The 14,708-nt window shown below is 50.2% G+C and carries 17 protein-coding genes; 14 read left to right on the top strand and 3 right to left on the bottom strand.

Translation table 11 applies throughout. The features are described from left to right. The first annotated feature begins 22 nt into the window (after positions 1-22). The 3 genes from ACYVAD_RS13835 to ACYVAD_RS13825 all read left to right on the top strand — a co-directional run bounded on the left by ACYVAD_RS13835 (position 23) and on the right by ACYVAD_RS13825 (position 2,730). Complete coding sequence (locus ACYVAD_RS13835) at positions 23-997, top strand: WD40/YVTN/BNR-like repeat-containing protein (protein WP_461140091.1); 975 nt, start codon at positions 23-25, stop codon at positions 995-997. A gap of 61 nt (positions 998-1,058) precedes the next feature. Beyond that, a complete protein-coding gene (locus tag ACYVAD_RS13830) occupies positions 1,059-2,150 on the top strand; it encodes a M48 family metalloprotease (RefSeq protein ID WP_461140090.1) in 1,092 nt (363 codons plus the stop codon). 91 nt (positions 2,151-2,241) lie between these two features. Beyond that, the gene (locus ACYVAD_RS13825) at positions 2,242-2,730 is read left to right on the top strand and encodes a GtrA family protein (RefSeq protein WP_461140089.1); all 489 of its coding nucleotides are present in this window, start codon (positions 2,242-2,244) and stop codon (positions 2,728-2,730) included. A gap of 105 nt (positions 2,731-2,835) precedes the next feature. Here the strand turns inward: ACYVAD_RS13825 and rocD are convergent, their stop codons facing one another. Beyond that, positions 2,836-4,083, bottom strand: coding sequence for an ornithine--oxo-acid transaminase (rocD, locus tag ACYVAD_RS13820; protein ID WP_461140088.1), 1,248 nt, complete (start codon positions 4,081-4,083; stop codon positions 2,836-2,838). A gap of 113 nt (positions 4,084-4,196) precedes the next feature. On the opposite strand from rocD, the gene ACYVAD_RS13815 reads away from it, so the two are divergent. The 4 genes from ACYVAD_RS13815 to ACYVAD_RS13800 all read left to right on the top strand — a co-directional run bounded on the left by ACYVAD_RS13815 (position 4,197) and on the right by ACYVAD_RS13800 (position 5,833). After that, entirely contained in the window at positions 4,197-4,382 is a 186-nt protein-coding gene (locus tag ACYVAD_RS13815) for a DUF5522 domain-containing protein (RefSeq protein WP_461140087.1), read from the top strand. A gap of 59 nt (positions 4,383-4,441) precedes the next feature. Further along, complete coding sequence (rpmB, locus tag ACYVAD_RS13810) at positions 4,442-4,681, top strand: 50S ribosomal protein L28 (RefSeq protein ID WP_176564922.1); 240 nt, start codon at positions 4,442-4,444, stop codon at positions 4,679-4,681. 70 nt (positions 4,682-4,751) lie between these two features. Further along, positions 4,752-5,471 (top strand): RluA family pseudouridine synthase, encoded by a 720-nt coding sequence (locus ACYVAD_RS13805; RefSeq protein WP_461140086.1) that lies wholly within the window; start codon positions 4,752-4,754, stop codon positions 5,469-5,471. 62 nt (positions 5,472-5,533) lie between these two features. Further along, the gene (locus ACYVAD_RS13800; RefSeq protein WP_461140085.1) at positions 5,534-5,833 is read left to right on the top strand and encodes a Dabb family protein; all 300 of its coding nucleotides are present in this window, start codon (positions 5,534-5,536) and stop codon (positions 5,831-5,833) included. Positions 5,834-5,923: 90 nt separating this feature from the next. Here the strand turns inward: ACYVAD_RS13800 and ACYVAD_RS13795 are convergent, their stop codons facing one another. After that, positions 5,924-6,337, bottom strand: a complete 414-nt coding sequence (locus tag ACYVAD_RS13795) for an Ohr family peroxiredoxin (protein WP_461140084.1) — start codon at positions 6,335-6,337, stop codon at positions 5,924-5,926. A 244-nt stretch (positions 6,338-6,581) separates the two neighbouring features. On the opposite strand from ACYVAD_RS13795, the gene ACYVAD_RS13790 reads away from it, so the two are divergent. From ACYVAD_RS13790 to ACYVAD_RS13770, 5 genes are all read left to right on the top strand, one after another. Next, positions 6,582-8,372 carry a tetratricopeptide repeat protein gene (locus ACYVAD_RS13790; RefSeq protein WP_461140083.1) on the top strand — a complete coding sequence of 597 codons (1,791 nt, stop codon included), beginning with the start codon at positions 6,582-6,584 and terminating at the stop codon, positions 8,370-8,372. Beyond that, positions 8,365-9,222 (top strand): DUF4292 domain-containing protein, encoded by an 858-nt coding sequence (locus ACYVAD_RS13785; protein ID WP_461140082.1) that lies wholly within the window; start codon positions 8,365-8,367, stop codon positions 9,220-9,222. The genes ACYVAD_RS13790 and ACYVAD_RS13785 overlap by 8 nt, the downstream gene beginning before the upstream one ends. Before the next feature lie 38 nt (positions 9,223-9,260). Continuing rightward, a complete protein-coding gene (locus ACYVAD_RS13780; RefSeq protein WP_461140257.1) occupies positions 9,261-10,679 on the top strand; it encodes a murein hydrolase activator EnvC family protein in 1,419 nt (472 codons plus the stop codon). 63 nt (positions 10,680-10,742) lie between these two features. After that, positions 10,743-11,561, top strand: a complete 819-nt coding sequence (gene panB, locus ACYVAD_RS13775) for a 3-methyl-2-oxobutanoate hydroxymethyltransferase (protein ID WP_461140081.1) — start codon at positions 10,743-10,745, stop codon at positions 11,559-11,561. A 74-nt stretch (positions 11,562-11,635) separates the two neighbouring features. Next, complete coding sequence (locus ACYVAD_RS13770) at positions 11,636-12,367, top strand: RluA family pseudouridine synthase (protein WP_461140080.1); 732 nt, start codon at positions 11,636-11,638, stop codon at positions 12,365-12,367. Positions 12,368-12,463: 96 nt separating this feature from the next. On the opposite strand, the gene ACYVAD_RS13765 is transcribed toward ACYVAD_RS13770, so the two are convergent. Continuing rightward, positions 12,464-12,655 carry a hypothetical protein gene (locus ACYVAD_RS13765; RefSeq protein ID WP_461140079.1) on the bottom strand — a complete coding sequence of 64 codons (192 nt, stop codon included), beginning with the start codon at positions 12,653-12,655 and terminating at the stop codon, positions 12,464-12,466. A gap of 286 nt (positions 12,656-12,941) precedes the next feature. On the opposite strand from ACYVAD_RS13765, the gene ACYVAD_RS13760 reads away from it, so the two are divergent. Together ACYVAD_RS13760 and ACYVAD_RS13755 are read left to right on the top strand one after the other, a co-directional pair. After that, a complete protein-coding gene (locus ACYVAD_RS13760) occupies positions 12,942-13,883 on the top strand; it encodes a helix-turn-helix transcriptional regulator (RefSeq protein WP_461140078.1) in 942 nt (313 codons plus the stop codon). 67 nt (positions 13,884-13,950) lie between these two features. Then, complete coding sequence (locus tag ACYVAD_RS13755; protein ID WP_461140077.1) at positions 13,951-14,451, top strand: DinB family protein; 501 nt, start codon at positions 13,951-13,953, stop codon at positions 14,449-14,451. The last annotated feature ends 257 nt before the right edge of the window (positions 14,452-14,708 follow it).

Raw genomic sequence — 14,708 nt, 5'->3', positions numbered from 1 at the left:
AAACATCTTGTTTTTATCTCCTGTGGTTGCCCAATGGCAACCACAAGTCGTTCATACCGACGCTAGTTTTCGGTCAGTCAGCGCAGCCAGCACTGACGTCGTTTGGATTGGCGGCACAAAAGGTACGTTTGTCCATACTGCTGACGGCGGGGCTACCTGGCAAACGGGCACCGTACCAGATGCGGAGGATTGTGATTTCCGCGACGTTCACGCCGTTGATGCGCGCACGGCCTATCTGATGAGCGCTGGTCCCGCAGAAAAGGGCCAAGCCCGCATTTATAAAACTACCGACGGGGGGGCATCCTGGACATTGCAGTATCAGACCAAGCAGCCAGGCGTTTTTTTCGACGGAATAGCCTTCTGGGATGCTCAGCATGGTATTGTCTTTAGTGATCCGGTCGACGGGAAATGGGTTATTCTGACAACCGACAACGGTGGTGATTCCTGGCAACCCGTTCCCCCAGCAGCACTTCCACGCATGCAACCCGGCGAAGCAGCTTTTGCGGCTAGTGGCACCAGCATCGTTACCCAGGGCAAACAGAATGTCTGGATTGCTTCCGGTGGCGGTACGGCCGGGCGAATTTTTCGGTCTACCAATCGAGGACGTAGTTGGTCAGTGCACACAACGCCTTTACCAGCGGGTGAAGCGACGGGCTTGTTTGGCATGCAGTTTTTTACGGGAAAGACCGGTATGGTTGTTGGAGGTAATTACAAGCAGGAGAAGCTGGCTGGTCCAAACGCAGCCGTTACCCGCGACGGCGGGCAGACCTGGCAACTCGTCGCGCCAACGAATCCCCCCGGCCTCAAAGAAGCAGTTGCTTTATTACCCGGCGAACGCTTACTGGCCGTCGGGCCGTCGGGCACTGCCCTCTCAGCCGATCAGGGACAAACCTGGCAACAGGTCGACACGGAAAGTTTTCACTCCGTATCCTGCGTAAAAGGCACCTGCTTTGCGGTTGGCGCTCAAGGGAAAGTAATGGTGCAGCGCTTCAAATAAAATACAAGCCTTCTTTCGTTCGTTATTGAGCCGTGTTGAACGATTAACCTGCTTTGGTTCTGTGAAAACGGCTCTTTCCTTCCTTCTCATCAGCCTTACGGTCTGCGAGCCGCTGGCTGCGCAAACAACCCCTGCATTCCCTACCCGCCCCGAAGCTTTTATCTGTAACTATACGGGTCATAAAACTGACGAACAAGTAATCTGCTCGGGTACGACTTCCTCTAATACGCACGCTCAGAAGGTAGTAGATCGAATTCTGAAGCCGATTGGGTTAATGCGTAATTTCAAGATTATGGAGTGCTCAAACACGGAGAATTGCTTCGCTACAGTGTTGAAAGGCCAACGGTACATTGTTTACGACGGCGCTTTCATGCAAAGCCTGGAGGAAGAAACCGAAACCGACTGGTCCGCCATCAGCATCATGGCTCACGAAATCGGTCATCATTTACAGGGGCACACCATTGACGGGCGGGGTGGCCAGCCACAAAAGGAAATTGAAGCGGATAAGTTTTCGGGCTTCGTACTTCATCAACTAGGTGCCTCTTTGGATGAGTCGCTGGTCGCCGTACGGGCGCTGGGTGATGAGCGTGCCACCCCAACCCACCCAGCAAAAACTGCCCGACTGGACGCCATTCGGAAAGGCTGGTTGGAAGCCGAATCGCTTTATCCCAAAACTCGTTCTGCGAGCAAATCTGCCGTAGCAATTTCGCCCAAACCAATACCGACGGCAACGTCCTCAGTTGCTACCCGAACAACGGTACCAGACCGGCCCATCAGTCGCCCCGTAACGGCAACCGTTGGCTGCGTATCGGGAGACTGCGAAGATGGCAACGGTGTTTTTATCTATCCAACCCGGGAACGATACGTCGGTGAATTTGAGGACGGTGATAAACACGGCGAAGGGACGGAGTATTACGCCGATGGGAAGCTGAAATACAAAGGTAACTTTCGCGACAACCTTCGTTCCGACTATGGCGTCTATTTTTATCGCAACGGCGACAAGTACGCAGGCTGGTTTCAGAAGAACGTACCTAATGGGAAAGGCGTCTATCAATTCGCTGATGGAGCCAACCTGAAAGCTACGTTTAGGAACGGTCAACCACTACCCGGCGGGGCATACTCCACGGTGAGCGCTGAACGAAGCAGCCAGTAGTCCAACAACGCCCTTCGTCGAAGCTTTATCACAAGGGACCTGCAAATGCAAGTTTCGTCCTAACTTGCGGCCTTTTCGAGAAGGGTACATTGTGAAAAACGACTTATTTAATCAGAAGGACCTTGTTGCGTACTTCATTGTAGCTGCCACCGGCGCATTATTACAACTGCTGATCAGTACTTTGCTGCAGGAGTGGTTTAAGCTTACGTATGAACAAGGGCTCATCGGCGGTTACGTATCCTCCTTCTTCGTCGGTTTTTTTCTCACCAAGCTATTTGCCTTCAACGCGAAGAACTCGGCGAAAACTCGCCGGGAAATGGTCAAATTTTCCCTCGTGTCGATACTCTCTGGTGCAATAACGGTCTACGGCTCGACAGCCATTTACGCCTTATCAGTTTCGCTTTTTGGGATCTACCAGGTCACTATTCCTTATTCCGTAAAGACTATTAACGTAAATAAATTGCTGTCTCATACGAGTGGTATGGGCCTGAGTTTCATTAGCAACTACATCCTGCATAAAACGTTTACGTTCAAAAACACAGGATTCTACGAGCGCCTGAAACGCCTGATGGGTTTATAAAAAAGCCTTTCCCCGTTTGATCCTGTTTCAGGACGAGGAAAGGCTTTTACCTGTTCAGACACAGTTGACTTGCTGCTCAGCCAACGTATTTGTCTGATTTTTACCTCAAAAGGCCAGCAACGTTTTCTCGATGATGTCGCAGGCTTCGTGCATCTGCTCTTCGGTGATGACCAGCGGGGGAGCAAAACGAATTTTATCCCCATGCGTCGGCTTCGTCAATAAGCCATTTTCCATCAATTTCAGGCAGATCTCCCAGGCTGTCTGCTCACCTAAGTCGGGGCGTTCGGTAATAACGATCGCATTAAGCAAACCGCGCCCACGTACTAGTTTGACTAAATCCGTTTTCTGGCTAATTGCCCGCATCCGAGCTCGGAAAACCTCTCCTATCACCATAGCGTTATCGGCCAGTTTTTCATCCTGCACAACCTGCAACGCTGCCATCGCGACCGCGCAGGCTAACGGATTCCCGCCGAACGTACTTCCATGTTCGCCCGGCTTAATGGTGAGCATAACTTCATCCGACGTTAACACGGCAGACACGGGTAACGTACCGCCCGAGAGTGCCTTGCCCAGGACCAGCAGATCGGGTTTTACGTTTTCGTAGTCACAGGCAAGTCGCTTCCCCGTCCGTCCAATACCGGTCTGTACTTCATCGGCAATGAACAGAACGTTGTACCGGGTACACAACTCACGAACTCCTCGGAGATAGCCCTCGTCCGGTACGACAACGCCCGCTTCGCCTTGAACAGGCTCAACCATAAACCCGGCGATATTGGGATCATTGGCGAACGTTTCTTCCAAAGCCGCCAGATCGTTATACGGAATTATAACATAACCGGGGAGCAACGGCCCGAAATCATTGGTACTACTGGGATCAGTCGACGACGAAATAGCCGCCAGGGTACGTCCCCAGAAATTGCCGGCCGCGAACACAACCTTTGCTTCATTCTGCGGGATACCTTTAACTAAGTACGCCCATTTTCGAGTTAGCTTCAGAGCAGTTTCTCCACCTTCCGCACCAGAGTTCATCAGAAGTGCTTTATCGTAGCCAAAGTATTCGCACAGATACTGCTCACAAAGGCCAGTCTTATCGTTGTAGAACGCCCGCGAAGTCAAGGTCAACCGTTGGGCCTGCTCCGTCATAGCGCTGATGATTCGGGGGTGGCAATGTCCCTGACTTACGGCACTGTACGCCGACAGGAAGTCGAAATATCGTTTTCCGTTAACATCCCAGAGAAACACTCCTTCGCCCCGCGTCAGAACGACCGGAATCGGGTGGTAGTTGTGAGCGCCGTATTCCCACTCCAGATCCATCGCCTGGGTAGGCGTCGTGATTGATGTTAGTGTTTCCATAAGCTTGTCCAGAATTGAGTAACAAAACAAATCGACAGCAAAACCTGTACCTTTGGCAACCAATACGTTGCGGCCACAGACGCTGCTTCTCAAAAATACGATTTCTCCGACACATGCCCAAAAGCACCGCTGTTCCGGCTGGGTCTCCCCAATCGACGCCAGCCCTAACGGATGAGGACTACTACATGACACCTGATGGCTTTTTGGTATTTACAGCGGCTTACCACCAGAAACGGGGGTACTGCTGTAAAAATGGGTGCCGACATTGCCCCTTTGGCTATAAAAAAACGAAAGAGTAGTTGCAGATTATGAATTAATTAGCCAATTTTGCGCCCTCATACGGAAAACGAGTACGGTAATGGCCAGAGTTTGTCAAATCACAGGAAAACGCACGCGGGTTGGTAACAACGTATCGCACGCTAATAATAAAACGAAACGTAAGTTCTACCCCAACCTGCAGAAGAAGCGGTTCTTCGTCGAATCAACCGGCGAATGGGTTACGTTAAAAGTAGCTACCTCAGCAATCAAGACCATCAACAAGAACGGTCTGGAAGCAACGTTGCGTAAAGCATACGATCGCGGTACGCTGTCGCTGTAATCAACAACACATACATCGTTGAGCCTCTTCCGCCCAGAAGAGGCTTTTTGTGTTCTACTTTCTCTGCGTCATGAAGTTAAATTTTGCAGACCTCATCGTTGCTGAAAACGATGACTACATCCTCATCAACAAGCCGCCCTACGTGGCTTCGCTGGACGAACGGACTACCGACCGGACGCAGAGTATTTTGCGGATGGCTAAAGAGTATTGCCCCGACGCTCAGCTCGGGCATCGGCTGGATAAAGAAACGTCGGGTATGCTGGCCATCGCCAAACATCCCGAAGCCTATCGGCATCTGGCCATGCAGTTTGAACACCGGGAGGTGACCAAGCGCTACCATGCTGTAACGAACGGCGTCCATGACTTTGATGGTGTTTCGGTCTTTTTACCGATTTCCCCCATTAAAGATGGTACAGCAGTACGTATCGACCGGGAGAAAGGCAAAGTCGCCGAAACAATCTTCAACACGCTACAGGCCTACCGGACAGCGACACTGGTGGAGTGTATGCCCATCACGGGCCGTATGCACCAGATTCGGGTGCACCTGATGTGCCTGAAGGCGCCCATCGTGTTCGACGCTACGTATGGCGGTAAACCGGTTTATCTGTCGGAGGTCAAACGAAAGTTCAATCTGAAACAAGACACCGAAGAATTACCGTTGATTCAGCGCGTGGCACTCCACGCTTATTCGCTGACCTTTACTCAGCTGAACGGCGAGGAGCAAACGTTTGTCGCTCCTTATCCCAAGGATTTTGGCGTTCTGGTAAAGCAGTTGGAGAAGTTTTCGTAGCGGAAGCGGGGAAAGTAAGGTTAGAGCCTGTAATTTGCCCGTTCTAACTTATCGACGAAATTATGTTTGTTCACTCTGTTTATTTCTGGCTAAAACACCCCGAGAATCAGGAAGACCGCGACGCACTCAAGGCAGGTCTTAACTCACTGAAAGGCGTTCAGGAAATAGCGACGGTTTACATTGGCGGTCCGGCCGAAACCCGTCGTCCGGTCATTGATCATACGTATGATTTGTCGCTGATCCTTGTCTTCGCCGACCAAGCCGCCCATGATGCCTATCAGGTTCACCCAGTTCATCAGGAGTTTGTGTCAGAGTGCTCGCATCTGTGGGAGCGGGTTCAGATTTACGACGTAGCCGCCTAACAGTGAAAGCGCGACTGAAAGAAAGAACGAGTGAGCTGGCTATTCTTTCTTTCGGTCGCGCTTCCATGCATGAACGGCACGTTCAGTGTATTATACCAGCACCTCTACTTTCATCTCCATGTTCCCTTTGATGGCTTTCGAGTAGGGACAAACAGAGTGAGCTGTTTCGGCCAACTGTTGCAGCTGGTCATGATTCATTCCAGGGGCTTTCACGACAATCTTTCCTGACAAGAACATATTGTTGCCATCCTGATTCAGCGAGATGCTTACCTCAACGGCGTGCTCCGGCAGAATTATTTCCCGACGTTTCGCAACGGCCATGAGCGCCCCATTGTAGCAGGAGCTATAGGCGGCAGCAAATAGCATTTCGGGGTTAGCCGCTCCGCCTTCACCGTGCATTTCCAGTGGACGTTTTACATCCATTTCCAGAATACCATCGAGCGATTTAACATCACCATCGCGACCACCGATGTTGCTGACGGTTGCAGTGTACAGGGTTTCCATTATCGAGTATATTTAGTTGTATTGGCCGTTCAGTACTTGTTGTGGTACTGTAACACCAGTTTACACAACCAACGGAATCCCGAAACTGTTAGAGTCTGTAGCAGGCTGGCAGGCGTTTTGCACGTTCATGAATACATGCCGGAATTTAAACTAACTTTGTGTGAGGGCCTACAACCCGTCAAAGCGGCAATAGAACGGTTTTTCACGCGTTTTTCTTCCGTACGCACTTGACACGCTGACCAGTATGAATACGTTATACCAGTTTTTCTCCGGGCGTCAGCTACTGGCATGGATTGGCGGGCTAAGCTTGCTACTGTGGACCGGTCAACTCACGGCGCAGGCACAACGCAAGCGCGACCGGGGCCTCTCGGCTGACACATCGTTGGCAAGTATTGCCTCAACCACGGCTGATCGGCTCGCTATTGAAACGCAGTTTGCCGACGGGATGCGCTTTCTGATGACGGAAGAGCCAGCCCGGGCCATTACGCAATTTCAGAACGTACTGAAGAAAACGCCGAATAATGCCGCGGCTCACTATTCGCTCGCCAATGCTTATATCAAAAGCAATAAGCCAGCCGAAGCACTACAACATGCGACCAAAGCTTACTCGTTAGATTCCCAGAACAAGTTCTACGCATTACTTCTGGGCGAGTTATACGTCAAACAGAAGCGGTACGGTGAGGCCGAAGAATTATACGAGAAACTGCTGAAGCAGGGTCCCGAAAACGCCGAATACGGAGTCGAATTAGCTGCCATTTACTTATTCGACGATAAACCGGAGAAAGCCCTGAACGCGTATAACCTGGTAGAGCGTGAACTGGGCCTGAACGAAGAGATTATCCGACAGAAGCAACGTATCTATCTGAAGTTAAATAAAGTTGACAAGGCGGTTGAAGAAGCCGAACGCTTGGTCGCTTCGGAGCCAGGGGAGCCAGATTACCTGCTGGAAGGTGCCGAACTCCTGATTGCCAACGATCGATCGGATCAGGCACTAACCTGGATTGACCGAGCGCTTAAGCTGAACGCTGATTCCCCCCAGGCCCACGTCCTGCTGGCCGACATTTACCGCAAAAAAGGGGACATGGCCCGCGTCAGTAAAGAATTGAATCAGGTACTGGCGAACCCAAATCTGGAAGCCGGCCTGAAGGCCCGGATTCTGTCTAGCTACGTCGGTATGACCGAACAGAACCCAACGGCCCAGAAGGATGCGCTGAACATGGCGCAGACGCTGGCCCAGACGAACCCCAACGATCCGAAGTCGCAGGTGATGATGGCCGATCTGCTCGCGCAACAGGGAAAAAAAGCAGAAGCGCGCGACGCCTACGCCCGAGCCGCCCGACTGGATGGATCCACGTTTGAAGTCTGGGGCGCTTTACTCCAGTTGGATAACGAACTCAACCAGGCCGACAGCCTGCTGACTCACTCCCAGCAAGCGCTTGAAATGTTTCCGACGCAGGGAGTTTTCTGGTATTCGAACGGATCCGCGAATTTGTACAAACGTAACTACCAGGCGGCCGTCGATGCACTGGAAGAAAGTAAGAAGCTCCTGGCAGCCAGTAATGATGAGGCTCTGAAACGTGGTATCGATGCTCAATTGGGTGATGCGTACAATGGCGTGGGCGATTACGCCAAATCAGATGAAGCCTATGAAGCGGTGCTTAAGCTTGACCCCATCAACGATTACGTTCTGAACAACTATAGCTATTTCTTGTCGCTACGGAAGGCGAACCTGCCCCGGGCTCAGCAACTGGCGCAGAAGCTGGCGGAACGGCATCCAACCAATCCAACGTATTTGGACACCTATGCCTGGGTGCTATACGTATCGAAAGACTACGCGAAAGCTCGGCAATACCTGGAAAAGGCCATGGCTAATCCAGCCACAGTCAGTGGAACCATTGTCGAGCACTACGGCGATGTGCTATATCAGCTTGGCCAGCACGACAAAGCGCTGGAACAATGGAAATTAGCAAAAACGAAAGGAAACGCTACCCCTGCGCTTGACAAGAAAATCTCAACGGGAAAACTCAATGACTAAATACATTGGCATGGCTGGACTGCTCAGTTTATTGATGCTGAGTAATGCCTGCCGTCGGCCACCAGCGACGGACTCCAGAAATTTTGGCGTTACGACCAAGAGTGATTCGGTTACGCAGGCAGCGCCCGTTCAGCCCGTGGCTACCGACACAATAGCGAAAACGTCGCCTAAAGCTGATGCACGGCTCAACGTTGCCGAAATCGACTTTCAGTACCTGACCACGCGGTCTAAGCTATCGTTTAAAGGCCCCAAGCAGGATCTCGACAACGCCAGCCTAACCATTCGTGCCCGAAAAGACAGTTTAATCTGGTTATCGGTTAGCAAGCTGGGCCTGGAGGCCGTTCGAACGCTGATTACTCCCGATTCGATTATTGTTCTGGATAAGATTCACAAAGAAGTTATTTCATTCGATTTCCCTACGCTAAGCCGACAGTTTAACTTCAAGATCGACTTTGCTTTGTTACAGTCGATTCTGCTGGGCAATCCTCCTTATCCCCAACAACCTGCTACACTCGCTTCCACGTCGGAGTCGATGGTGTTAAACCGTCAGCAGGCGGGACCAATTTTAGTCGAAAACTACGTCAGCGTACCGAATCAGAAACTGACCAAGGTGCTCCTTACCGACCAACCCACCCGGAATACCCTCCAGATTACTTACGAAGATTTTACCGCGGTAGCGAACGTTCTTTTTCCGTACAATAATCTCATTTCACTAACCTACAAACCCAGAGCTACGGATCAGGCGGGTCAAACCGACGTACAAATCAGACACAGTCGGGTTGAGTTAAGCGATAAAAATCCAGGATTTCCTTTTTCAGTGCCGGCCAGCTATCAGCGTCGACTTAACTAATTTGTTGGCTTCCCGTATTTATGCGTCTTTCTTTAGCGATGTTTTCTTTTTTTCTCCAACGATCTGGATTTGTGCTGCTGGGCCTGCTCCTGCTGTCGAGCGCTGTGATGGCGCAACAAACCCAACGAAACCGACAAGTGCTGGAAAAAGAGAAGCGGCAGAATATGGAGCGTATGAGCCAGATCAATACGGTACTGAAGCAAACATCTTCTGAAAAACAGGTCAGCTTAGGACAATTGAAAGCGCTGGATCAGCAAATCCAGACGCAGTCCAAACAGATCGGTTTATTGAATAAAGACCTGCGTTTAACAGAGTCAGAGATTTCGGAATTGAAACAAGCAAGCGCCCGACTGACACAGGACCTTGGTAAGTTGAAGAAAGAATACGGAGCTATGGTCTACGCGGCTGACCGCCGTCGTCAGCAGGTAAATCCATTGGGTTTCCTTTTTGCCTCGGATAATTTTAATCAGCTTGTTGCCCGTTATCGTTATTTGAGGCAGTATTCGGATGCACGGCAGAGTCAAGTCCGTCAGATCAACACCGTACAGTCTTCTTTGCAGGGGAAGCAGCAGGCTACGCAACGCAAACGCCAGCAGCAGCAAGGTACGTTGGTCTCCAAAGTTAAGGAGTCTGAAAAACTCGAAACCCTGAAAGGTGAAAAGAACGCCGTCGTTCAGGAACTGAGCAAGAAAGAAGCGGACCTGCGTACCGAACTGGCCGAAAGCCGGAAAGCGATTAGTCAGCTGGAAAACATGATTACCCGCATCATTGCGCGGGAAGCGCGAGAACGGGCAGCGCGCGAAGCACGGGAGCGTGCTGAACGGGAACGCATTGCCCGCCTGGCTCGTCTTGAAGCAGCCCGGAAAGCCGAAGCGAAACGGAAGGCCGAAGAAGCGGTAGCGGCCGCGGAGAAAGCGGGTGAAAAGCCCGATCCGGAAACCGTAGCCAAAGCCACTCGTCCAATTGAGCCGGAACCTGAACCCGAAGTCAAGAAACCTGACGAACGACGTAATAACAATCTGAACGACGAAGAAACAGCGCTGGCCTCATCGTTTACGGCCTCCCGCGCTCATCTTCCGTGGCCGGTTTCTAAAGGATTTATTGCCGATCGGTTTGGGCGGAAACCGCACCCCGTTTTAAAAGGAATTTACGTAGAAAATCAGGGCGTTGATATTCAAACAAACGCGGGAGAAAACGTTCGGGCGGTGTATGACGGTATCGTTCAGGACGTAACCAGCATGCCCGGAATGAATAACGTAATTGCCATTCAACACGGTGATTATTTCACGGTGTACGCCAAGCTACGCAGTGTTTCGGTTCAGACAGGTCAGCGCGTAAAAGCACGCGAAACCATTGGTACAGTAGCGACCGACAAAAATGGAGTTTCCGAAATTCAGTTCCAGATCTGGAAGGCGTTTACTAAACTTAATCCAGAGTCCTGGCTCCAGCCACACTGATTCTGGCCAATAAGCAGTCCACAAAAAGCCCTACCTTTGCGGCCTTACGTTGCTTACGGAATCATGTCAGTTCATAATCCAGACATCAAGCGTGTTACAACGCATACAATACAGGAGCTAAAAAATAAAGGGGAAAAGATTTCAGCGCTAACAGCCTATGATTACTCCATGGCACGAGTAGTCGATGCGGCCGGGGTTGAGGTTATTCTCGTGGGCGATTCGGCATCCAACGTCATGGCAGGGCACGAAACGACACTTCCCATCACGCTCGACCAGATGATCTACCACGCCAGCTCGGTGGTGCGGGGCGTAAAGCGAGCGCTGGTAGTAGTCGATCTGCCATTCGGGTCTTACCAGGGCAATTCATCGGAAGCGTTACGTTCGGCCATTCGTATCATGAAAGAATCCGGCGCGCACGCCATCAAGCTGGAAGGAGGCCTTGAAATTAAGGAATCTATCATCCGGATTTTGAGTGCGGGTGTTCCCGTTATGGGTCACCTCGGCCTTACTCCACAGTCAATTTATAAGTTCGGTACGTATGCTGTCCGGGCGAAAGAAGAAGCCGAAGCCCAGAAGCTTCTGGACGATGCTAAAATGCTCGAAGAGATTGGCTGTTTTGCTACGGTGCTCGAAAAAATTCCGGCGGCTTTAACGAAAAAGGTCTCGCAGAGCCTGACAATTCCTACCATTGGTATCGGTGCTGGTCCGGATGCCGACGGCCAAATCCTGGTTATTCACGACCTGCTGGGCATCACCAATGAGTTTAAACCACGCTTCCTTCGTCAGTATGCCGATCTGCATACAACCATGACCCAGGCCATCGCGCATTACGTCGATGACGTAAAAGCACGTGACTTCCCGAACGAGAAAGAAGCGTATTGAGTTAGTAGAAAGAGCAAATACACAGATGCAGAGCTAGTTACTGTATAAGTATAGGCTTCTTTGTTCACAAAAGCATGAAACATCAACCATTTCAGGTTATTTACGAAGACAATCATCTGTTGATTGTCAATAAAGATCCGGGTATCCTGGTACAGGGTGACCGTACCGGTGACGTAACGCTGCTAACGTTACTGAAGGAATACGTCAAAGAAAAGTACAATAAGCCCGGCGAAGTATTTCTGGGTCTGGTCCACCGGCTGGACCGCCCGGTGAGTGGTCTGGTTGTTTTCGCCCGGACGTCGAAAGCGCTGGAGCGGATGAACGAAATTTTCCGCAAACGTCAGGTCCAGAAAACCTACTGGGCTATTGTCCGTCGGAAACCACCCAAAGATGCCGACAAGCTGGTCAACTGGCTCGTTAAGGACGAACAAAAAAACCAGGTAACGGTCTATGACACTGAAGTAGCTGGTTCGCAGAAAGCAGAACTATCGTATCGTCTGCTGGGCAAAATAAACGAGCACTATCTGCTTGAAGTGAATCCGATCACGGGTCGTCCGCATCAGATTCGCTCTCAGTTAGCGCACATGGGCTGCCCGATTCGCGGTGACGTGAAGTACGGGTACGATCGCGCCGTGCCCGACAAAAAGATCTATTTGCACGCCCGTCGACTTTACTTTACCCACCCGGTTAAGAAAGAGCCGCTGGTCTGCAAAGCGGCTTTACCGAATGATCCCTTCTGGGAAGAATTTCTGGCACTGGACGACGAGAAATTCAAAGACAAGAACATGGATTTTATTTTCGAGTAGTCCACTCGCTACCACGAAAAAGCGCCCTAATAAGTCATACGACTACGTTAGGGCGCTTTTCGGCTATAAAAGCTATATGACTGGAAACCTGATCTTTTACGATCTATCACTCAAAATCGGTGAGGTTTCGGTTTCTTTTACCTGTGTGATGTCCGTCATCATTTGCTCAAGCACACGCTCGGTCATTTGCATGGCTCCGCGTATGGCTCCATAAATTAAACATAACGGTAAGATGATGGGCAGGAAGAATACCCATTGAAAGATCATATGGATTCGTACGTTTTTCATCAGTTTACGGGGGAAAATGTCTATAAGTTTACAAAAAAGTCAAATGTGAATTATGCTGATCACAATTTTTCTTTTGCTTTTTTACGAACAACCAAATTTACACAAATTATATAATTTAATAAATATTTTATTTAACTAAAATCTCATTAAATTTTCTATAAAAATATATAAATTTTCCTTTTTCGTTACTTAACACATGACAATTACCTGTTGTCTAGCCTATTACACAGAATAGGCTATCCTGTTAATATAACCCCGCCTGAGCTATCGCTTTTGTTACCACTCTATGAACCGTATCGACCGCATTTCCGCCATATTAATTCAGTTACAATCTCGACGCATCGTCAAGGCACAGGATATTGCGGACCGCTTTGCCATCAGCCTACGCACGGTCTATCGTGATATCCGGACGTTAGAAGAGGCTGGCGTCCCTATTCTGGGCGAGGCTGGGGTAGGTTATACCATTATGGACGGGTACCGTCTCCCTCCTGTTATGTTTACGCGGGAAGAAGCCATCGCATTGCTTACGGCCGAAAAACTGGTTGCGAAAATGACGGACACCGCCACGACTACCGACCATCAGTCAGCTATGTTCAAGATAAAATCGGTACTTCGAAGCACCGAGAAAGATATTCTTGATCACATTGACAACCGCATCGAAATCGTTCAGGGTCGTCGGCCACGGCCCGAATTAATGACGATCAATCCGCTTCAAACCATTCTACAGGCCATTGCTGAACGTAAGGTTCTCCATCTGAGTTACCTGGCCTACCAACAGCAGGAGACGACTCGTTGCGTTGAGCCAATTGGTGTTTTTTATCTGGACCATTACTGGCATCTCATTGCCTTTTGTCGCTTGCGGCAGGATTATCGCGATTTTCGCATGGACCGTATGAGCGCCATCCAACTGGGCAACGAACGCTTTCAGCCCGTTCATCCGCCTTTGCAGGAATACCTGCGCAATCTTTATCCTGACCGCAATCTGGACCGGGTCGTTCTGCGGATTAATAAAACAATCGTCAGACATTTGGCTGAGCAGAAATATTATAATGGCCTGGTGTCAGAAGAAGAGCACGATGAGTATGTCGATATGACGTTCCTTACCTATTCATCCGAAGGACTAGTCCGCTGGTACCTCTCCTTCGGCGACGAAGCCCAGATTCTGGAGCCAAGTTCGTTGCGTGAGCGCGCCCAGGAAATTATTCGCGGCATGGCTCAATACTTCTGAAAAGCTACTGACACAGGGCTGTCACTAGGCGGCTGTTACTTTGTTTCAAACAAAACAACAGCACCTCATGTCGATTATCGTTCCGTTACTCCAGAAAGAATTTGATCAGGAAGCCATCACCACGCGGAAGATGCTGGAACGTATTCCTGACGATAAATACGACTGGCAGCCTCATCCCAAAAGTATGACGATTCGGCAATTGGCTACGCACATTGCGGACTTGCCTGCCTGGACGCAACTGGCGCTGACAACTGATGGACTTGATTTCGCGGTGACTCCGTATGAGCCAGCAGTCGTTAATGATACAGCAACGTTACTAACGTTTCTAGCCGAATCTCAAGCCAAGGGTCAGGCCGCTTTGGCGGAAGCCACCGACGCTGATTTGCTCCCTACGTGGACGTTACGTCATGGCGACCAGGTATTGAGCGTTTCGTCCACGGGCGAGATGATCCGTATGTCGTTTAGCCAGATCGTTCACCACCGGGCACAAATGGGCGTTTATCTGCGCCTGCTTGACATACCTATTCCGGGCAGTTATGGCCCAAGCGCCGACGAGCAAAGCTTCTAATAGAAACCCCTCACCTGATGATCGGTGCCTGATTACTCGGGTACCGATCTTTTTGTTTACCATTCAGTAACGTAACGCTTTGTGAAATAACACCCTATCCAAAACTCCGGAATAAGTAGTCTTGCCTCTCCATACAAGGCTAGCCAATAACGTAATACCAGCCATAGCCTCTCTTTTTTCTATAAAGGGGCACTAAATACCGACTCTTAGAAGAAGAATTCATGGTTTTCGATACTTTTACAAAAATTCCTTCTGTT

The sequence above is a fragment of the Spirosoma pomorum genome (assembly GCF_054776615.1).
This window is presented reverse-complemented; position numbering and strand designations above follow the sequence as displayed.